The organism is Nocardia sp. NPDC058666 (assembly GCF_042714895.1).
Lineage (GTDB): Bacteria > Actinomycetota > Actinomycetes > Mycobacteriales > Mycobacteriaceae > Nocardia.
On record NZ_JBHXRY010000002.1, the window covers coordinates 389,908 to 408,794 of the forward strand.

Annotated in this window: 3 protein-coding genes and 1 pseudogene; 3 read left to right on the forward strand and 1 reads right to left on the reverse strand. The window is 69.5% G+C overall.

Translation table 11 applies throughout. From position 1 onward, the window contains the following. Positions 1 to 60: 60 nt before the first annotated feature. Positions 61 to 1,107, reverse strand: coding sequence for an NAD(P)H-dependent flavin oxidoreductase (locus ACFWVD_RS08490; protein ID WP_379241365.1), 1,047 nt, complete (start codon positions 1,105 to 1,107; stop codon positions 61 to 63). Positions 1,108 to 1,386: 279 nt separating this feature from the next. On the opposite strand from ACFWVD_RS08490, the gene ACFWVD_RS08495 reads away from it, so the two are divergent. The 3 genes and pseudogenes from ACFWVD_RS08495 to ACFWVD_RS08505 all read left to right on the forward strand — a co-directional run. Further along, on the forward strand, positions 1,387 to 2,250 hold the full coding sequence (locus ACFWVD_RS08495; protein ID WP_379241366.1) for a M23 family metallopeptidase: 864 nt from the start codon (positions 1,387 to 1,389) through the stop codon (positions 2,248 to 2,250). A gap of 220 nt (positions 2,251 to 2,470) precedes the next feature. After that, on the forward strand, positions 2,471 to 9,769 hold the full coding sequence (locus tag ACFWVD_RS08500; RefSeq protein WP_379241367.1) for an amino acid adenylation domain-containing protein: 7,299 nt from the start codon (positions 2,471 to 2,473) through the stop codon (positions 9,767 to 9,769). A gap of 38 nt (positions 9,770 to 9,807) precedes the next feature. Continuing rightward, positions 9,808 to 18,777, forward strand: a pseudogene (locus ACFWVD_RS08505) (amino acid adenylation domain-containing protein); the annotation flags it as partial. Between the last annotated feature and the right edge of the window lie 110 nt (positions 18,778 to 18,887).

Below are 18,887 nucleotides of genomic sequence, written 5' to 3' on the forward strand. Positions count from 1 at the left end.
CCTGCTTGGGGGTGGTCGGCGGGATGCGATGCCAGGTCCGAGTCTAAACGAAATCCGTTGTCAATAACCCTGGATTCGTTCCGAAAGTGCTTTCCGCAGTGCCGCTTTCGCGTCTGAAGCCAGGTCGGTGATCAGTTCGCCTGCCGGTTGCCCCGTGCTCAACGAATGGGCTTGGCCCGCCCATAGATTCACCTCGTCGGTGTTGCCGGCCGCGCGGGCGGCGGCGCGCAATGGCGCTGTGGCGTAATGAATTTCGGGGTACGCGGCGGGCGCGTCGGCGGTGTGTTCGGTCAGGAATCGGTTGCGGATGCCGCGCGCGCGGCGTCCGGTGAACGCGCGGGTGAGCATTGTCGGTTCCGGCGTGCCGACCGCGCCGCGATGCACGGCGTTGGTGCCTGCTTCGGGGCAGCGCAGCAGTGCGGTGCCGATCTGCGCCGCCGCCGCGCCCGCCGCGAGCACCGCGGCCACGCCCGCGCCGGTGGCGATGCCGCCCGCCGCGACGAGTGGGCGGGAGGTGACGGCGGTGAGCAGTTGGATCAGCGTCAGCAGGCCGGGCGGGTCGATCGGGTCGCCCGCGGGGTCGTCGACGAAGCTCGCGCGATGCCCGCCCGCCTCCGCGCCCTGGGCGATCAGCACGTCCGCGCCCGCGTCGACCGCGAGCAGTGCCTCGGCGGGCGAGGTGACCGTGACCCACACCTGGGAGCCGACCCCGTGCAGTCGGTCCACCTCCACCGCGGTGGGGCAGCCGAAGGTCACCGAGACCACCGCGACCGGATCGGCGACCAGCAGATCGAGCTTCTCGGCCCACCCGTCGGTGTCGTGCTCGGGGGTGCCGAGCGGGAATTCGGCGCCCAGTTCCGCGAGGTAGGTCGCGTAGGTCGACGGATCGGCGACCGCGCCGGGCGCGAACAGATTCACCCCGAACGGTGCCGCGGTGGCCTTGCGCGTGGCGGCGATCTGCGCGGCCACCGCGTCGACGCCGAGGTATCCGGCGGCGAGTTGGCCGAATCCGCCCGCGGCCGACACCGCGACCACCAACTCGGGTGTGGACGGGCCGCCCGCCATGGGCGCGGCGACGATGGGGACGGTCAAGTTCTCGATCACCATGCGTCGAGTCTGGCCGGTCGGGGCCGTGTTCACCCCCCTGGCGAACTCGCACCGTGTCGTGTGACCCGTTCGACGCCGGGATCGTTACTGTGTGACACGCCATCTACCTGCGTCTTCGTGACAGAAGGTTGCGGAATGGTCACGGCCGGGTACAGTTCCCATCACAACGTATGCCGAACCGTTACACATAGTTCGGCAGTGGGGAACATCCAGGTGATCCCCGGACCGATCTCCGATCGGTTTCGTTCCCCTTTGTTTCCGACACGCTAGGACGAGACTTTGTCGCAGCACCGTGTGGGCCCCGAATCGGTTTCCGTGCAGGCCCTGCTGGGTCATTCGGATGGTCGGCGCCCGAGCAGGAGCAGGCACCGCGCAGAGGCCTCGCGTGGCGATCGGGTGCGAGTCGCCGCCAGTGCCGCGGTCGCCGCGGGCGCCCTGGTGGGCGTCACCGCCCAGATCGCTCCGGCCCTGGCTTTCGCCGCGCCGCTGCTGCCCACCCACGACGACAACGTCGAGGAGTCGGTGGTTCCCGAGTCCGCGCGGCAAGACGTCGACCTGGTCGCCGCGCAGGCCGTCTCCGCTCACGTGGAGACCCCCGAGGTGACCGCGGTCGCCGCGCCGATCGCCGCCCCCGTGGCCGCGCCGTTCGGCATCGGCAACCTGCCGCCCGAGATCTCCGGGCCGTTATCGCAGGTCGAAGACATTCTGCAGGGCATCCAGCACCAGGTCGCGCCGCCGCAGTCGGCTCGTCCGGTCGCGGGCCCGATCAGCTCCGGCTACGGCGCCCGCTGGGGTGCCATGCACTACGGCCTGGACTTCGCCGACTCGATCGGCGCCCCGATCAAGTCCGTGTCCAGCGGCACCGTGATCGAAGCGGGCCCGGCCTCGGGCTTCGGCCTGTGGGTGCGGGTGCTGCACGACGACGGCACCACCGGCGTCTACGGCCACGTCAACGACATGCTCGTGAGCGAAGGCCAGCGGGTCAACGCGGGCCAGGTCATCGCGACCGTGGGCAACCGCGGCCAGTCCACCGGCCCGCACCTGCACCTCGAGATCTGGGATCAGGCCGGCGGCAAGATGGACCCGATTCCGTACCTGGCTTCCAAGGGTGTGCCGCTCGAGTGGGGCCCTTCCGCGCACTGAGCGTGTGAGCGCGTAATTCAAAGGCAAGCGAGTGACGGTGGTTCTTATGAGCCCCGTCACTTTGCTGTTTGAAGCGGCAACACGTTCTACGGCCGGGCCGATACTCCTCTAGGCCCCGAAGCCTGGCTCGGGCGACGCGTGCTCGGTCTATATGATTGCTCGATCTGCACGTGCGGGAATCGCCGCGCGTTCAGGTTCGATGAGAGGTGAATGAACTCGAATGGAAACTGCCCGTCGTTCTGCCCGCGGTAACCGTCGTCGCAGGTCGAGCAGTCCGACATTCGGGCAGTTGCTGACCGGGGCCGTCGAGTCGGCCGCCGATCGCGTCGCGGTCCGGTTCAACCCGACCGGTGCACCCGAGGACCAGCGTCAGCTCACCTACTCCGAATTCGATCAGCGGTCCTCGCAGCTGGCCCGCACCCTCATCGCCCGTGGCATCGGCCCCGGTGACGTGGTCGCCATCGGCATCGCCCGCAGTATCGAGTCGGTGCTGGCCGTGTGGGCCATCGCCAAGACCGGTGCCGCCTACGTGCCCGTCGACCCGAACTACCCGGCCGACCGCAGAGCGCACATCGTGTCCGATTCCGGCGCGGTGCTCGGGCTCACCACCGCCGCGCATCGCGCCGGGCTCGGCGACCAGGTGGCCTGGCTCGAACTCGACGACGCCGATACCGCAGCGGCCATCGCGGCCCAGCCCGTACACCCGATCTCCTACACCGACCGGATCCGAACGCTCGACGAGCGGCACCCGGCCTACGTCATCTACACCAGCGGCTCCACCGGCAAGCCCAAGGGCGTCGTGGTGACCCACACCGGCCTCGCCGGGTTGGTGGCCGCCGAGCGCGCGCACTACCGCGTCACCGCCGATGCGCGCGTGCTGCACGTGTGCTCGCCGAACTTCGACGTGTCGGTGCTGGAACTGCTGCTCACCTTCTCGGCGGGCGCCACCCTGGTGATCGCGCCGCCCGCGGTGTTCGGCGGCTTCGAACTGGCGGATCTGCTGCGCCGCGAACAGGTTTCGCACATGCTCATCACCCCGGGCGCGCTGGAATCGGTGGATCCCACCGACCTCGATGACCTGGCCGTGGTGGTCGTGGCAGGTGACAAGTTCGGTCCCGAACTGGTGGGCCGCTGGGCCGTGGGCGAGCGCGAGTTCTACAACGGTTACGGCCCCACCGAGGCCACCATTCTGGCCACCAGCACCCCGCCGATGGATCCGGCCGCACCGGTGACGATCGGTGCCGCTATCGCCGGTGTCGGTGCGTTCGTGCTGGATTCCCGGCTGCGTCCGGTGCCGGCGGGGGTGATCGGCGAGCTGTATCTGTCCGGCCCGGCGCTGGCGCAGGGTTACCTGAACCGTCCCGGACTCACGGCCGAGCGGTTCGTCGCCAGTCCCTTCGGCGCCGAAGCCGGGGACGCGAACGCGCGCCTGTACCGCACCGGTGACCTGGTGCGGCGCGCCGAATCCGGTGACGGTGTCATCGAATACATGGGCCGATCCGACTTCCAGGTGAAGATCCGTGGTTTCCGGATCGAGCTCGGCGAGATCGACAACGCGCTCACCGCGCACCCCGATATCGACTTCGCGGCCACGCTGGGCAAGACCCTGCCTTCCGGTGTGACAGCGCTGGTTTCGTATGTGCTGCCGCGTGCGGGTGCCACGGTCGAGGTGGCCGCGCTCGACGCGTTCCTCGCGAAATCGTTGCCCGGCTACATGATTCCCGCCTCGATCATGGTGCTGGATCAGATCCCGTTGACGCCGGTGGGCAAGCTCGACCGAAAGGCGTTGCCGGAACCGGTCTTCGCCGTGCGCGAGTTCCGTGCGCTGTCGACGCCGGTGGAGGAGATCGTCGCGGAGGTCTTCGCGACGTTGCTCACCGCAGGCGACGGGCAGGACCTGCGGGTCGGCGCCGACGACGACTTCTTCGAACTCGGCGGCAACTCGCTGCTGGCGGCGCAGGCCGCGGCGCGCATCGGCGCGGCGCTGGACACCAGGGTGCCGGTGCAGACGTTGTTCGAGGTCAGCACCGTCGCGGGCCTGGCGCAGCGGCTCGAGCATCATGCCGGTGCAGGCAACGGGCATCCGCTCGTGCGCCAGGAACGTCCCGATCAGATCCCGCTGTCGTTCGCGCAGCAGCGGATGTGGTTCCTCAACCGGTTCGACACCGCCGGTGCGGTGAACAACATGCCGGTCGCGGTGCGCCTGTCCGGTGCGCTGGATACCGCCGCGCTGAGGGCCGCCGTGCACGATCTGGTGGCCAGGCACGAAGTGCTGCGCACGGTCTACCCCGAGATCGACGGCGCCGGGTACCAGGTGGTGCTGCCGCTGTCCGATCCCGCCGCGCTGCCCGACCTGCCCGTGGAAGACGCCACCGCGGACCGGATTCCCGCGCTCGTGGCCGCGGAGGTCGCCACCGGCTTCGACGTGGCTGCCGCCCCGCCGATCCGGCTGCGCCTGTTGCGCCTGGCCGCCGACGAACATGTCCTGATCTGCGTGGTGCACCACATCGCCGGCGACGGCGTCTCGATGGGCCCGCTGACCCGCGACCTGATGAGCGCCTACGTGCAGCGCAGTGCGGGCAGCGCGCCGCAGTGGGCCGAATTGCCCGTGCAGTACGTGGATTTCACGCTCTGGCAGCGTGAGGTGCTCGGCACCGAGGACGATCCGGAATCGGTGCTGAGCGAACAGGCCGACTACTGGCGCACGCAACTGGCCGGACTGCCCGACCAGCTGGACCTGCCGTCGGACCGCCCGCGCCCGACCACCGCCTCGTTCCGGGGCGCCGGTTTGGATTTCCGGATCCCCGCCGAGATCCACGCCGGGCTGAATCAGCTTGCGCACAGCCAGCATTCGACCCTGTTCATGGTGGTGCACGCGGCACTGGCCGCACTGCTGGCCCGCCTGTCGGGCACCACCGACATCGCCATCGGTACCCCGGTCGCGGGCCGTGGTGAACGCGAACTCGACGATCTGATCGGCATGTTCGTCAACACGCTGGTGCTGCGGACCGAAGTCGATCCCGCGCGTGGTTTCGACGAGCTGCTCGCTGCGGCCAGGACCACGGATGTGGCGGCCTTCGGACACGCCGACGTGCCGTTCGAGCGGGTGGTCGAACTGCTGGATCCGGCGCGTTCGCAGGCGCGTCATCCGCTGTTCCAGGTGATGTTCGCGTTCCAGAACATGGACCGCACCGCGCTGGAACTGCCGGGCCTGGCGGTATCGGGCGTGGAGCTCGAGATTCCCTACGCCAAGTTCGATCTGCAGTTCGAGATGGTCGAGGACATCGACCGGCACGGCACCGCACAGGGCATCGCGGTCGGTCTCACCTATGCCGTGGACCTGTTCGACGAGGACACGGTCGCCGCGATCGCCGATCGTTTCCTGCGGTTGCTCGCCGGAATCGTCGCGTCGCCGCAGCAGCCGCTGGGCTCGATCGAGTTGTTGGATGCGGCCGAGCGGCAGCGAATGCTGGTGCAGTGGAACGACACCGGCCACGAACTCGCGCCCGCCCTGCTGCTGGACGGCTACCGGCGCACCGTCGCCACGCGCCCCGACGCGGTGGCGATCACCTTCGAAGGCGCCGAGCTCACCTACCGCGAGTTCGACGACAAGGTCAACAAGCTGGCCCGCGTGCTCATCGAGCGGGGGGTCGGGGCCGAGTCGCTGGTCGGCTTGGCGATGCGTCGATCCACCGAACTGGTGATCGGCATGTACGCGATCCTGACCGCGGGCGGTGCGTATGTGCCGCTGGATCCGGATCATCCGGCCGAGCGGATCGCGCACATCCTCGACACCGCCTCGCCCGCGTGCGTGCTCAGCACCACCTCCGACCTGGTCGACGTGCCCGCCGGTACACCGGTGATCCTGATGGATACCGTTGCGCTGGACGACATTTCAGGTGCCCCCGTGACGGCGGCCGAGCTGCTGCGCCCGGTGCATCCCGCCCATCCCGCCTACGTGCTGTTCACCTCGGGCTCCACCGGACGCCCGAAGGGTGTGGTGATCTCGCACGAGGGGATCGACAACCACATCGCGTCCATGCTGGCGCGCTACCAGCTCGGTCCCGACGACGTGTACCTGCAGAAGTCCACGCACACCTTCGACGTGACGCTGTGGGGCTACTTCATGCCGCTGCGGGTCGGCGCGCGACTGGTCGTGGCCACGCCCGACGGTCACCGCGACCCGGTCTATCTCGCGGAAACCATTGCGGCGCAAGGCGTTACCGTGGCCGACTTCGTGCCGTCGATGCTCGCGGTGTTCGCCGCGCACACCCCGGCCGGTGCGGTGCCCTCGTTGCGTCTGCTGCTGGCCGGTGGCGAGGCGCTGCCGCCGGAGACGGTCGCCGCGGTGCGCGCGATCACCGACGCGCGCCTGGACAACCTCTACGGCCCCACCGAAGCGTCGGTGTCGATGACCTCCTGGCCCGCCGCGCACACGCCGCGCGGCTCGGTGCCGATCGGTGTGCCGCACTGGAATGCCCGTGTCTACGTGCTGGATTCGTCACTGCGACCGGTGCCGGTCGGGGTGGCGGGCGAGCTGTATCTGGCCGGTGTGCAGCTGGCGCGCGGGTACGCCGACCGTCCCGACCTGACCGCGGATCGCTTCGTAGCCAATCCGTTCGAACCGGGTGCGCGGATGTACCGCACCGGTGACCTGGTGGTGTGGCGCCACCCCACACCCGACACACACGCGCTGGAATACCTGGGCCGCACCGACTCTCAGGTGAAACTGCGTGGTCAGCGGATCGAGCTCGGTGAGATCGAGACCGCGTTGCTCGCGCAGCCGACGGTGAGTCAGGCTGTCGCGCTGGTGGTCGACTCGCCGATCGGTGAGCAGCTGGTGGCCTATGTCGTGGCCAAGCCGGGGAAGCGGATCGAGGACGCGACACTGCGCGCCGAGATCGGTAAAACCCTGTCCGCCTACATGATTCCGTCCGTGATCGTGGAGCTGGACGAGTTCCCGCTCAACCCCAGCGGCAAGCTCGACCGCAAGGCACTGCCCGCCCCGACGTTCGTCGCGGGCGAGTTCCGCGCACGGGTCACCGCGGTCGAGGAGATCGTCGCCGGGGTCTACGCCGAACTGCTCGGCCGCCCGCGAGTCGGCGCCGACGACGACTACTTCGCACTCGGCGGCAATTCGCTGCTGGCCACGCGGGTGATCGCCCGGATCAACGAAGCCCTCGACGCCGATATCGCCATCCGCGACCTGTTCGAGGCGCCCACGGTGACGGCACTGGCCGCGCGCGTGGATCGCGGCGGTTCCGCGCGTGCCGCACTGGTGGCAGGCCCCCGGCCCGACCTGATCCCGCTGTCGCTGGCACAGCAGCGCATGTGGGTGCTCAACCAGTTGGACCAGGCCTCCGCTTCGTACAACATCCCGCTGGTCATCCGCCTCACCGGCGCCCTGGATGTGCCCGCCCTGGATGCCGCGGTGACCGACGTGCTCGCCCGGCACGAGTCGCTGCGCACGCGTTTCCCCGCCGTCGACGGCTTGCCGGTGCAAGACATCCGCTCGGTTGCCGAGGTGCTGCCCGAGGGCCTGGAAGTCCTGATCACCGACGACGTGCTCGCCGCGGCCACGGCAGCGACCGCCACCGATTTCGATGTGGCCGACGAAGTTCCGCTGCGAGTCCAGCTGCTGGGTGACGGCAGTGGCACCGACTGGCTGCTGGTCTTCGTGGTGCACCACATCTCCGCCGACGGCGCGTCGATGGCCCCGCTGGCCCGCGACCTGATGACCGCTTACCTCGCCCGCGCGCAGGGGCAGCGTCCGCAGTGGTCGCCGCTGGAAGTGCAGTACGCCGACTTCGCGGTGTGGCAGCGCGAGGTCGTCGGCGCCGACGACCAGCCGGACACGGTGGCCGCGCAGCAGCTGGCCTACTGGCGTGACCGCCTCGCCGACGCCCCCGGCCCGCTCGACCTGCCACAGGACCGTCCGCGCCCGGCCACCCCGACACTGGCGGGCGCGACCACCGAACTCCGCCTGCCCGCGCAGGTGCACGAGCAGCTGAATCACCTTGCGCACGAACACAAGGCCTCGCTGTTCATGGTCGTGCACGCGGCGCTGGCCGTGCTGCTGGCCCGCCTGTCCGGCACCACCGACATCGTGGTCGGCACCGCCGTGGCCGGTCGTGGTGAACGTGCCCTCGACGAGTTGGTCGGCATGTTCGTCAACACCCTGGCGCTGCGCACCGTGCTCGACCCGGCGGCGAGTTTCGAGGAGACGGTCGGGCTGGTGCGCGATACCGATCTCGGTGCGTTCGGCAATGCCGATCTGCCGTTCGATCGGGTCGTCGAGGTCGCCGCGGCGGGTCGGTCCGGCGCGCACAACCCGCTGTTCCAGGTGGCGTTGACCTTCAGCAACAACGAGGCGCCCACTCTCGAACTGCCCGACCTCACCGTCAGCGGTCTGGCGACGCCGACGGTGGCCAAGTTCGACCTGCAGGTCGACGTCGAACCCCGCTTCACCACCGAAGGCGCCCACGACGACCTGGTGACCCTGTTCAACTACGCCACCGACCTGTTCGACGAGTCGACGGTGCGCACCCTCGCGGACCGCTTGGCCCGCATCCTCACCGCCGTCGCCGCGGACCCGCGAATCCTGATCGGCGACATCGACATCCTCGCCGACAGCGAACGTGCCGTCACCGCGGCAGCGGCCCCGAGCGCACCGGTGAGCTCCGGCGGCACTCGCCTGACCCAGCTGCTGCCCGACGCGGTCGAGTCCGACCCCGACGGCCCCGCGCTGGTCTTCGACGACGCGGAACTGACCTACACCGCACTGGACGCGCGCTCGTCGCGGTTGGCCCGGGTGCTCATCGACGCGGGCTGCGGCCCCGGCATGGGCGCGGCGATCAGGATCGAACCCGGCGTCGAATGGGCGACCGCGGCCTGGGCAGTGCTGAAAACCGGTGCGGCACTGGTGCCTTGGTCCGATCAGCAGGGCGTGGCGTCGGCGATGCCCGCGGTGAAGATCGGCCTGACCACCCTGGCGGAAGGCGCCGCGCCCGACGGATTGAACTGGTTCGTGATCGACGATCCGGCCCTTGGCGCCGAGCTCGCGAAGCAGTCGCCGCGCCCGATCACCTACGCCAACCGGACCGGTGTGCTGCGCGGTGGCGATCCCGCCTTCGTGCCCGCCACCGGTCGGGTCGTGAGTTACGACGAACTGGCGGCCGCGGCGGTGCGGCTGCGCGATGTCACCGGGCTCACGCTCGAATCGCGGATCTACCGGCACGGCGACCAGGCCAGCCCCGCCGCGGTGTTGGAACTGGTGGCGGCCGCGCTGGTCGGTGGCAGCATCGTGCTCGCCGATCGCACGCGCGCGGACCTGTCCGACGCGCTGGCGGACGCATGGGTGACGCACCTGATCGTGGACCAGGCGGGCTCGACCGCGATCGACGTCTCGGTGCTGGAGGATCTGGAAGCGGTCGTGCTGGACGAGGGCGTGTCGGAAGCGACGCCGATCGCCGGGGACATCACCGTCACGCGGCTCGACGAGGTGCTGGGAAACCGATGACGCGAACACAACGGGTGCGCCCGACCAAGCCCCGCCGGACCCGGGTGCTGACCCTGCCGCAGCTGCTGTCCGCGGCCGCGGAGGCGAACCCGTTCGGCACCGCGCTGGTCTACGCCGACGCGTCGGCATCGACCGCGCAGCTCAGCTATGCCGAGCTCGACACCCGCTCGACCCAGCTCGCGCGCCTGCTGATCGAGCGCGGGGTCGGCCCGGAAGACCTGGTGGCCCTTGGCATTCCGCGTTCGGTGGAGTCGGTACTCGCGGTGTGGGCGGTCGCCAAGACCGGCGCCGGTTTCGTGCCCGTCGACCCGAACTACCCGGCCGACCGGGTGGCGCACATGCTCAGCGATTCGGGCGCGGTCTTCGGCCTCACCGTGTCCGCCGCACGCGATCAGCTGCCCGACGGGGTCTCCTGGCTGGTCATCGACAGCGCGGACGTGACAGCGCAGGCGCAGGAGCAATCGGCGGAGGTCATCACCAACGGTGACCGGATCCGGCCGTTGCGCGCCGAGAATCCCGCGTGGGTGATCTATACCTCCGGGTCCACCGGTTTGCCCAAGGGTGTGTCGGTCTCGCACGCGGGACTCGCAAGCTTCACCGCCGCCCAGCGCGAACGCTACGAGGTCGAATCCGATGCGCGCACACTGCATTTCGCGTCGCCGTCGTTCGATGCCTCGATGCTGGAGTTGCTGCTCGCGATCGGCGCCTCGGCCACGATGATCATCGTGCCGCCGGGCATCTACGGTGGCGAGGACCTCGGGGCACTGCTGCGCCGCGAACGCGTGAGCCACCTGTTCATCACCCCGGCCGCGCTGGCTTCCGTCGATCCGGCCGGCCTGGATCACCTGCAGGTGATCGCGGTCGGTGGCGAGGCATGGCCGCCCGAACTCGCGTGGCGCTGGCTGCGGCCGATCGCCGGGGGCGTGCGCCGGTTCCACAACGCCTACGGCCCGACCGAGACCACGATCGTCACCAATATCAGTGTGCCGCTGGAACAGGGCGCGGCGATCCCGATCGGCGCGCCGCTGTCGGGCGTGGTCGAGTACGTGCTCGACGAACGCCTGGGCCAGGTGCCCGACCGCGTCGTGGGTGAGCTGTACATCGGTGGCGGCCAGGTGGCGCGTGGCTACCACCGGCGGCCGGGGCTCACCGCGTCGCGATTCGTGCCGAACCCGTTCGACCCCAACGGTTCTCTGCTCTACCGCACCGGCGACCTGGTGCGCTGGACCGCGGACCGCGAGCTGGAATACATGGGCCGCAACGACTTCCAGGTGAAGATCCGCGGCTTCCGGATCGAACTGGGCGAGATCGACGCGCAGCTGTCCGGGTACCCCGGCATCGACTTCGCGGCCACCGTCGGTCACGAACTCGACAACGGCACCACCATTCTCGCCTCCTACGTCCACGCTGAGCCCAGCGTGGAACTCGACATCGAGGCGGTGCTCGACCATCTCGGCGCGCACCTGCCCGCGCACATGGTGCCGACCGCGCTCACCGTGCTCGACACCATTCCGCTGACCCCCGTCGGCAAGCTCGACCGCGCCGCCCTGCCCGCGCCGCAGTTGCGGGTCAAGGAATTCCGCGCCCCCACCGGGCACCTGGAAGAGCTGGTCGCGGGCGTGTTCGCCGATCTGCTCGCCGGTGTCGACCCGGTCGGTGCCGACGACGACTTCTTCGAACTCGGCGGCAACTCGCTGATCGCCACCCAGGTGGTCGGGCGGCTCAGCGCCGCGATCGACACCAGGGTGGCGCCGCGCGAACTGTTCGAGGCACCGACGGTGCGTGCGCTGGCCGCGCGACTGGCGGGGCTCACCGGCCAGGGCGGACGCCTGCCGTTGGTGGCCGGACCGCGCCCGGAGCGGATACCGTTGTCGCTGGCGCAGCAGCGGATGTGGTTCCTGAACCGGTTCGACACCAGTTCGGTGGCGTACAACATCCCGATCGCGGTGCGGTTGAGTGGCGCGTTGGACGTGTCGGCCATGGCGGCGGCGGTGTCGGACCTGGTGCAGCGGCACGAGGTGCTGCGCACCGTCTACCCCGAAACACCGGACGGCCCCGTGCAAGTGGTGCTGCCCGCCGATGCCGCGGCGCCCGAGTTGATGGTGCGCACGGTGGCGTTGGACGCGGTGGAAGCCGGTGTGGCGCAGCTGATGGCGTCGAGTCTGGACGTCACGACCGAGGTGCCGTTGAAGGCCGCGCTGTTCGACATCGGCGGCACCGGGACCGAATACGTCCTCGCGATGGTGGTCCACCACATCGCGGCCGACGGTTCGTCCATCCCGCCGATGACCCGCGATCTGATGACGGCCTACGTCGCGCGCGCCAACGGTGTTGCCCCGCAGTGGGATCCGCTGCCGGTGCAGTACGCCGACTACGCGCTGTGGCAGCGTGCGCTGCTGGGTGACGACAGTGACCCCGAGTCGATGGCCGCACGTCAGCTGGCCTACTGGAAGACCGAGCTGGCCGACCTGCCCGATCAGCTGGAACTGCCCACCGACCGGCCACGTCCTCCCGCGCAGACCTACGCGGGTCGCCGAGTCGATCTGCGGGTGAGCGCCGAAACCCACCGCGCCCTGGTCGCTTTGGGTCGCGAGCACGGTGCCACGCCGTTCATGGTCGTCCATGCCGCGCTCGCGGTGCTGCTGGCGCGGCTGTCGGGCTCCGACGACATCGCGGTCGGCACCCCGATGGCGGGCCGCGGTGAGTCCGAGCTAGACGATCTGATCGGCATGTTCGTCAACACCCTGGTGTTCCGGTCGCGGGTCGACGCGGGCGAGACCTTCCACGACCTGCTCGCCCGGCAGCGCGACAGCGATATCGCCGCCTTGGCGAACACCGACGTGCCGTTCGAGCGCCTGGTCGAGGTGCTCAACCCGGCCCGTTCCACCGCGCACCACCCGCTGTTCCAGGTGGGTCTGTCGTTCCAGAACCTGACCCGCGCCTCGCTGGAGCTGCCGGGTCTCACGGTGGCCGGTGTCGAACTGGAGGGCGAGACCTCCCAGTTCGACCTGCATTTCATCGTGATCGACAGCTACGACACCGACGGTGCGCCCGCGGGCATCGGCGGCACGATCACTTACGCCACAGACCTTTTCGACGAATCCACGGTGCAGGAGATCGCCGCGCGGTTCGAGCGGTTGCTGGTGGCGATCGGTGCGGCACCGCAGACGCGGGTGGGCGAGTTCGACCTGCTCACCGAAGCTGAACGCACCGCGATCGTGGTGGAACGCAACGACACCGCACACGCCGTGGACGCCGACGCGACCCTGGTGTCGCTGCTCGATGCGACCGTGGCGGCTACGCCCGAGGCGATCGCGCTGGTCGTGGACGAGGCCGACGGCCGCCGTGAGCTCACCTATGCCGAACTCGATGTCGAGGTGAACCGCCTTGCGCGGCACCTGATCTCGCGGGGGATCGGTGCCGAGGATCGGGTGGCGCTGGCTATTCGACGGTCCGCCGAGTTGATCATCGCGATGTACGCGGTGGCGCGTACGGGTGCGGCGTATGTGCCGATCGATCCGGATCAGCCCGCTGATCGCACCGACTACATTCTGGAAACCGCCACGCCTGCGGTGGTGTTGACCACCGCGAGTGCCGAGTTCGCTACGGCGGCAGCGGAAGTGGTGGTTCTCGACGAGCTCGACCTGAGTGCTGTCGCCGGTACCGCGATCACCGCCGCCGAGCGTGGTCCGCTGGTGCCCGCGAACACCGCGTATGTGATCTTCACGTCCGGCTCTACCGGTAAGCCCAAGGGTGTGGCGGTGTCGCACGGTGCGATCGTCAACCAGTTGCTGTGGGAGACCGCCGAATTCGGGATCGGTGCCGATGACGCGGTGCTGCTCAAGACCGCGGCGACCTTCGACCTGTCGGTCTGGGAGTTCTGGACCGCCGCTGTCGCGGGTGCGCGTCTGGTGGTCGCCACCGCCGAGGGGCATCGTGACCCGGCGTATTTGAACGATCTGATGCGGGCCACCGGTGTCACGACCTTGCACGTGGTGCCGTCGATGCTCGACGCGCTGCTGACCGAGTCCGGTGGGGCGTTGCCGCGCAGGTTGCGTCGGGTGCTGGCGATCGGTGAGGCCCTGCCCGCCGCGACGGCGCAGCGTTTCCGGTCGTCCAATATCGCCGCGCTGTTCAACCTGTACGGTCCGACCGAGGCCGCGGTCTCGATCACCAACCATGCGGTCGGTGACGCCGACCAGGTGTCGGTGTCGATCGGTGCGCCGGAGTGGAACAGCCGTGTCTACGTGCTGGATTCACGCTTGCAGCCGGTCCCGGACGGTGTGTCGGGCGAGCTGTATCTGGCCGGTGCCCAGTTGGCCCGCGGGTACTTCGCGCGTTCGGATCTGACCGCCGATCGCTTCGTCGCCAATCCGTTCACCCCCGGCCAGCGCATGTACCGCACAGGCGACCTGGTGGCATGGAACAACGGCGAACTGGACTACCGGGGCCGCACGGACTTCCAGGTGAAGATCCGCGGTTTCCGGATCGAACTCGGCGAGATCGAAGCCGCACTGCTGGCCCTGCCGCAGGTCGCGCAGGCCGCCGTGGTCGCCAAGTCCGATCCGCACACCGGTGACCACCTCGTGGCCTATCTCGTGGGCTCCGAAATCGAAGTGGCGCAGGTGAAGTCGGCGCTGTCGACCGGGCTGCCGTCCTACATGGTCCCCGCCGCGTTCGTCGTACTCGACGCGCTACCGCTCAACGCGAACGGCAAGCTCGACCGAAAAGCCTTGCCGGAACCTGAGTTCGAAGCACACGCCTTCCGTGCGCCGTCGACACCGGTCGAGGAGATCGTGGCCGGGGTGTTCGCCGAGGTGCTCGGTGTGCCCGCCGACCGTGCCGTCGGCCTCGACGACGACTTCTTCGCCCTGGGCGGCAACTCGCTGATCGCCACCCAGGTGGTGGCCCGGCTGGGTGCCGCGCTGGATACCCGCGTGCCGGTGCGGGTGGTGTTCGAGGCGCCGTCGGTGGCGGCGCTGGCGGCCGCGGTGGGTGTGCACGCGGGCAGCGGCAGCCATCGCGCGCTCGTGGCGGGGCCGCGTCCGGAGCGGATTCCGCTGTCGGTGGCGCAGCAGCGCATGTGGTTCCTCAACCAGTTCGATCCCGCGTCGGCGGCGTACAACATCCCGGTCGCGGTCCGGCTGACGGGCGCGCTGGACGTGGCGGCACTGCAGGACGCCGTCGCGGATGTGGTGAGCAGGCACGAGGTCTTGCGCACGATGTACCCGTCGACGGACGGCATCCCCCACCAGCTGATCGTGGCCGCGGAACAGGCCGTGCCGAGCCTGACCCCCGAGGACGTCACCGAGCCTGCCGAACGGATCGCCGAACTCGTCTCCGCCGGTTTCGACGTCGTGGCCGAAGTGCCGGTGCGGGCGAAACTGCTGCGGATCGCGCCCGACGAGCACGTGCTGGTGTTCGTCGTGCACCACATCAGTGCCGACGGCTGGTCGATCGGCCCGCTGACCCGAGATGTGATGGTGGCCTACGCAACTCGCGCATCGGGCCAGTGGCCCACCTGGGCGCCGCTGCCGGTGCAGTACGCCGATTTCAGTGTGTGGCAGCGCGAGATGCTGGGCTCGGAGACCGACCCGACCAGCCTGATCTCCCAGCAGGCCGACTACTGGAAGCGCGCACTGGCCGGTGTGCCCGACGAGCTGAATCTGCCCCTCGACAGGCCGCGTCCGAGCACGCCGTCGTCGGTCGGTGGGCGGGTGTCGTTCCCGATCGATGCCGACGTGTACGCGGGGCTGACCGCGATCGCCCGCGAGCACAACGCGACCCTGTTCATGGTCGTGCACGCGGCACTGGCGGTATTCCTGGCCCGGATGTCGGGGACGCAGGACATCGTGGTGGGCACGCCCATCGCCGGTCGTGGCGAGGCCGAACTCGACGATCTGGTCGGCATGTTCGTCAACATGCTCGCACTGCGCACGCAGGTGCCGGGGCAGGCCGGCTTCGCCGAGGTCCTCGCCCAGGCCAAGGACTCGGACCTGGCGGCGTTCGCCCACGCCGACATCCCGTTCGAACGGCTGGTGGAGCTCATCGACCCCGAGCGGTCCACCGCGCGGCACCCGCTGTTCCAGGTGGCGCTGTCGTTCGCGAACCTGCCCGACTCGGGCTTCGAACTGCCCGGACTTTCGGTCTCAGCGGTCGATTTCGACTTCGACACCGCCAAGTTCGACCTGCAGCTCACCGTCCACGGAACGCACGAATCCGGCGCACACGCCGAATTCACCTACGCGCGTGACCTTTTCGATCGATCCACGGTCGAGGGCTTCGCGCAGCGTTTCCACCGTCTGCTCGCCGGGATCGTCGCCGATCCCGCCCGCCCGGTCGGTGACCTCGAACTCCTGGATGCGCCCGAGCGCGGTGAATTGCTCACTCGCACAGGCGGTCCGGCACTCGCGACGGGCACCTTGCCGCAGTTGCTGGCACAGGCGGTGGCGTACAACCCGTACGGGATCGCCACGGTCGAGCCGAGCACGGGGCGTCGCCTGACCTACGCCGAGCTCGACGCGGCTTCCTCGCGTCTGGCACGGGTGCTCATCGCGCGCGGTGCGGCACCGGAAACCGTGGTGGCCATCGGCATGCAGCGTTCGTTGGACACCACCGTGGCCATCTGGGCCGTGATCAAGACCGGCGCGGCGTTCCTGCCGGTGGACCCGAAGTACCCGGCCGAGCGCATCGCGCACATGCTGTCGGATTCCGGTGCGGCACTGGGTATCACCAGCGCGGCCGAGCTCGGGAACCTGCCCGCGTCCACGGACTGGCTGGTCATCGACGACACGGCCGTCGAAGCCGACCTCGCCGCACAGTCCGACCTGCCGATCACCGATGCGGATCGTCGCGGCACGGTCCGCCCCGGGAACACGGTCTACCTGATCTACACCTCCGGTTCGACGGGCCTGCCCAAGGGCGTCGTGGTCACCCACGCCGGTGTGGTCAACTTCGCCGCGGCCCAGGTCGCACAGTTCGGGCTCGGAAGATATACGCGCACACTGGCTTTCGCGTCACCATCGTTCGACGCGTCGATCCTGGAGTTCCTCCTGGCCGTCGGTTCGTCGGGTACCTCGGTCATCACCCCGCCCGGCATCGTCGGCGGTACCGAACTCGCCGACCTCATCGCTGACCAGCGCCTGACCCACGTGTTCCTCACCCCACTGGTGGCGGCGTCGATGGACCCCGCGGCACTGACCGGGGTCGAGGCATTGATCGTCGGTGGCGACAAGGCCCCGGTGGACCTGGTCGCGAAGTGGCACTCGGTATCCGATCTCGCGACATCCGAAGCGGGCGGGATCAATCCGGCGCAGCACCGGTTCTACAACGCCTACGGCCCGACCGAGGCCACGATCGCGACGAACCTGTCCGATCCGCTGCTGCCCGGCGACATCATGAACATCGGTGGCCCGATCGCGGGTGCCACCGCCTTCGTGCTCGACAGCCGGTTGCGTCCCGTTCCCGAGGGTGTGGCCGGTGAGCTGTACCTGGGTGGTGTCCCGATGGCTCGCGGTTACCACGCGCGCCACGGCCTCACCGCCGAGCGTTTCGTCGCCAGCCCGTATGCCGAGGGCGAGCGCCTGTACCGCACCGGTGACGTCGTCGCTTGGCGCACGATCAACGGCAAGCCCGTCGTGGAATACGTGGGCCGCAACGACTTCCAGGTGAAGATCCGCGGTTTCCGTATCGAACTGGGCGAGATCGACGCGGTGCTCACCGCGCACGACGACGTCGAGTTCGCTGCCACGATCGGCCGCAAGACCGACGCGGATTCCACCATCCTGGTGTCCTACGTGCGCGGCAACACCGACCCTGCGGCCCTGATCGAATATGCGGCGCAACACCTGCCCGCGCACATGGTCCCTGCCGCGGTGATGGTCCTCGACGAGATCCCGCTGACCCCCGCGGGCAAACTCGACCGCCGCGCTCTCCCGGACCCGGTGCTGCGAGCCCGCGAGTTCCGCGCACCGACCACAGCGCTCGAGACCGCCGTCGTCGCGGCCTTCGCGGACGTGCTCGGCCACCAGCGAATCGGCCTGGACGACAGCTTCTTCGAACAGGGCGGCAACTCGCTGCTGGCCACCCAACTGGTCGCGCGCCTGAGCACCGTGTTCGGGCAGCCGGTGCCGGTGGTGACGGTCTTCGTCGCGCCGACACCGGGCGCGCTGATCGCCGAGGTGACCGGTACCGCCACGGCCGACCGCACCGCGTTCGACGTGGTGTTGCCGCTGCGCACGGGCGGATCCGCGGAACCGCTGTTCTGCATCCACCCGGTGGGCGGCATCTCCTGGTCGTTCGCGGGCCTGGCCGCGCATCTGGACGCGGACCGCCCGCTGTACGGCCTGCAGTCGCCCGCGCTGTCGGGTGAGCCGGGCTTCGCCTCGCTCGACGAGTGGGCGAGCCGCTACGTGGCGGAGATCCGCGCCGTCCAGCCCACCGGCCCCTACCACCTGCTCGGCTGGTCGCTGGGCGGCATCCTCGCCCACGCGGTCGCGGTCCAACTGCAGGAACAGGGCGAGCAGGTCGCGCTGCTGGCGATGATGGACAGCTATCTGAGCGAGGCCGACGCGCAGGCCGTGGCGGCACCGGAGTCGCCCACGGAGATCTTCGGCGGACTGCTCGGGACTGTCGACCCGCTGGGAACGGACCTGAACACCGACGCGATCGCCGAACGGTTCGCCGCATTGCCGGAGCCGTTCGCCTCGTTCGACGCCGCCATGGTCACCCGGGCACTCGACGCGGCCGCGGAGTCGATCGAGTTGCGCAGACAGCACCGGGCACGGACTTTCCACGGCGACGTCGTGTATTTCACCGCGGCGGCGGGCACCACCGACACCGCGGCCGGTGCCGCCGGTTGGGCCGACGCCGTCGCGGGCACGGTGGTCAATCATCAAGTCCAGGCGACACATTGGGGCATGGCCGGTCCCGAGGCGCTCGAGGTCATCGGCACCACCCTGTCCGAGGTCCTCGACGGCGGCGACGAGGCGGCCACACCGCACCGCTGACAGCGCCCCGGATTCGCCCCCGGACCTGCGGTGGATGCCGGTGCGCCGCCGCGGGGAAAGCATCACCGGTGACAGCGCGCGTCGGGTACCCTCTGCGCGTAACGTGCGAG

Bases quoted from the DNA above. Each gene is read 5' to 3' on its own strand.
- ACFWVD_RS08490 (WP_379241365.1), bottom strand. From the start codon at position 1,107: ATGGTGATCGAGAACTTGACCGTCCCCATCGTCGCCGCGCCCATGGCG.
- ACFWVD_RS08500 (WP_379241367.1), top strand. From the start codon at position 2,471: ATGGAAACTGCCCGTCGTTCTGCCCGCGGTAACCGTCGTCGCAGGTCG.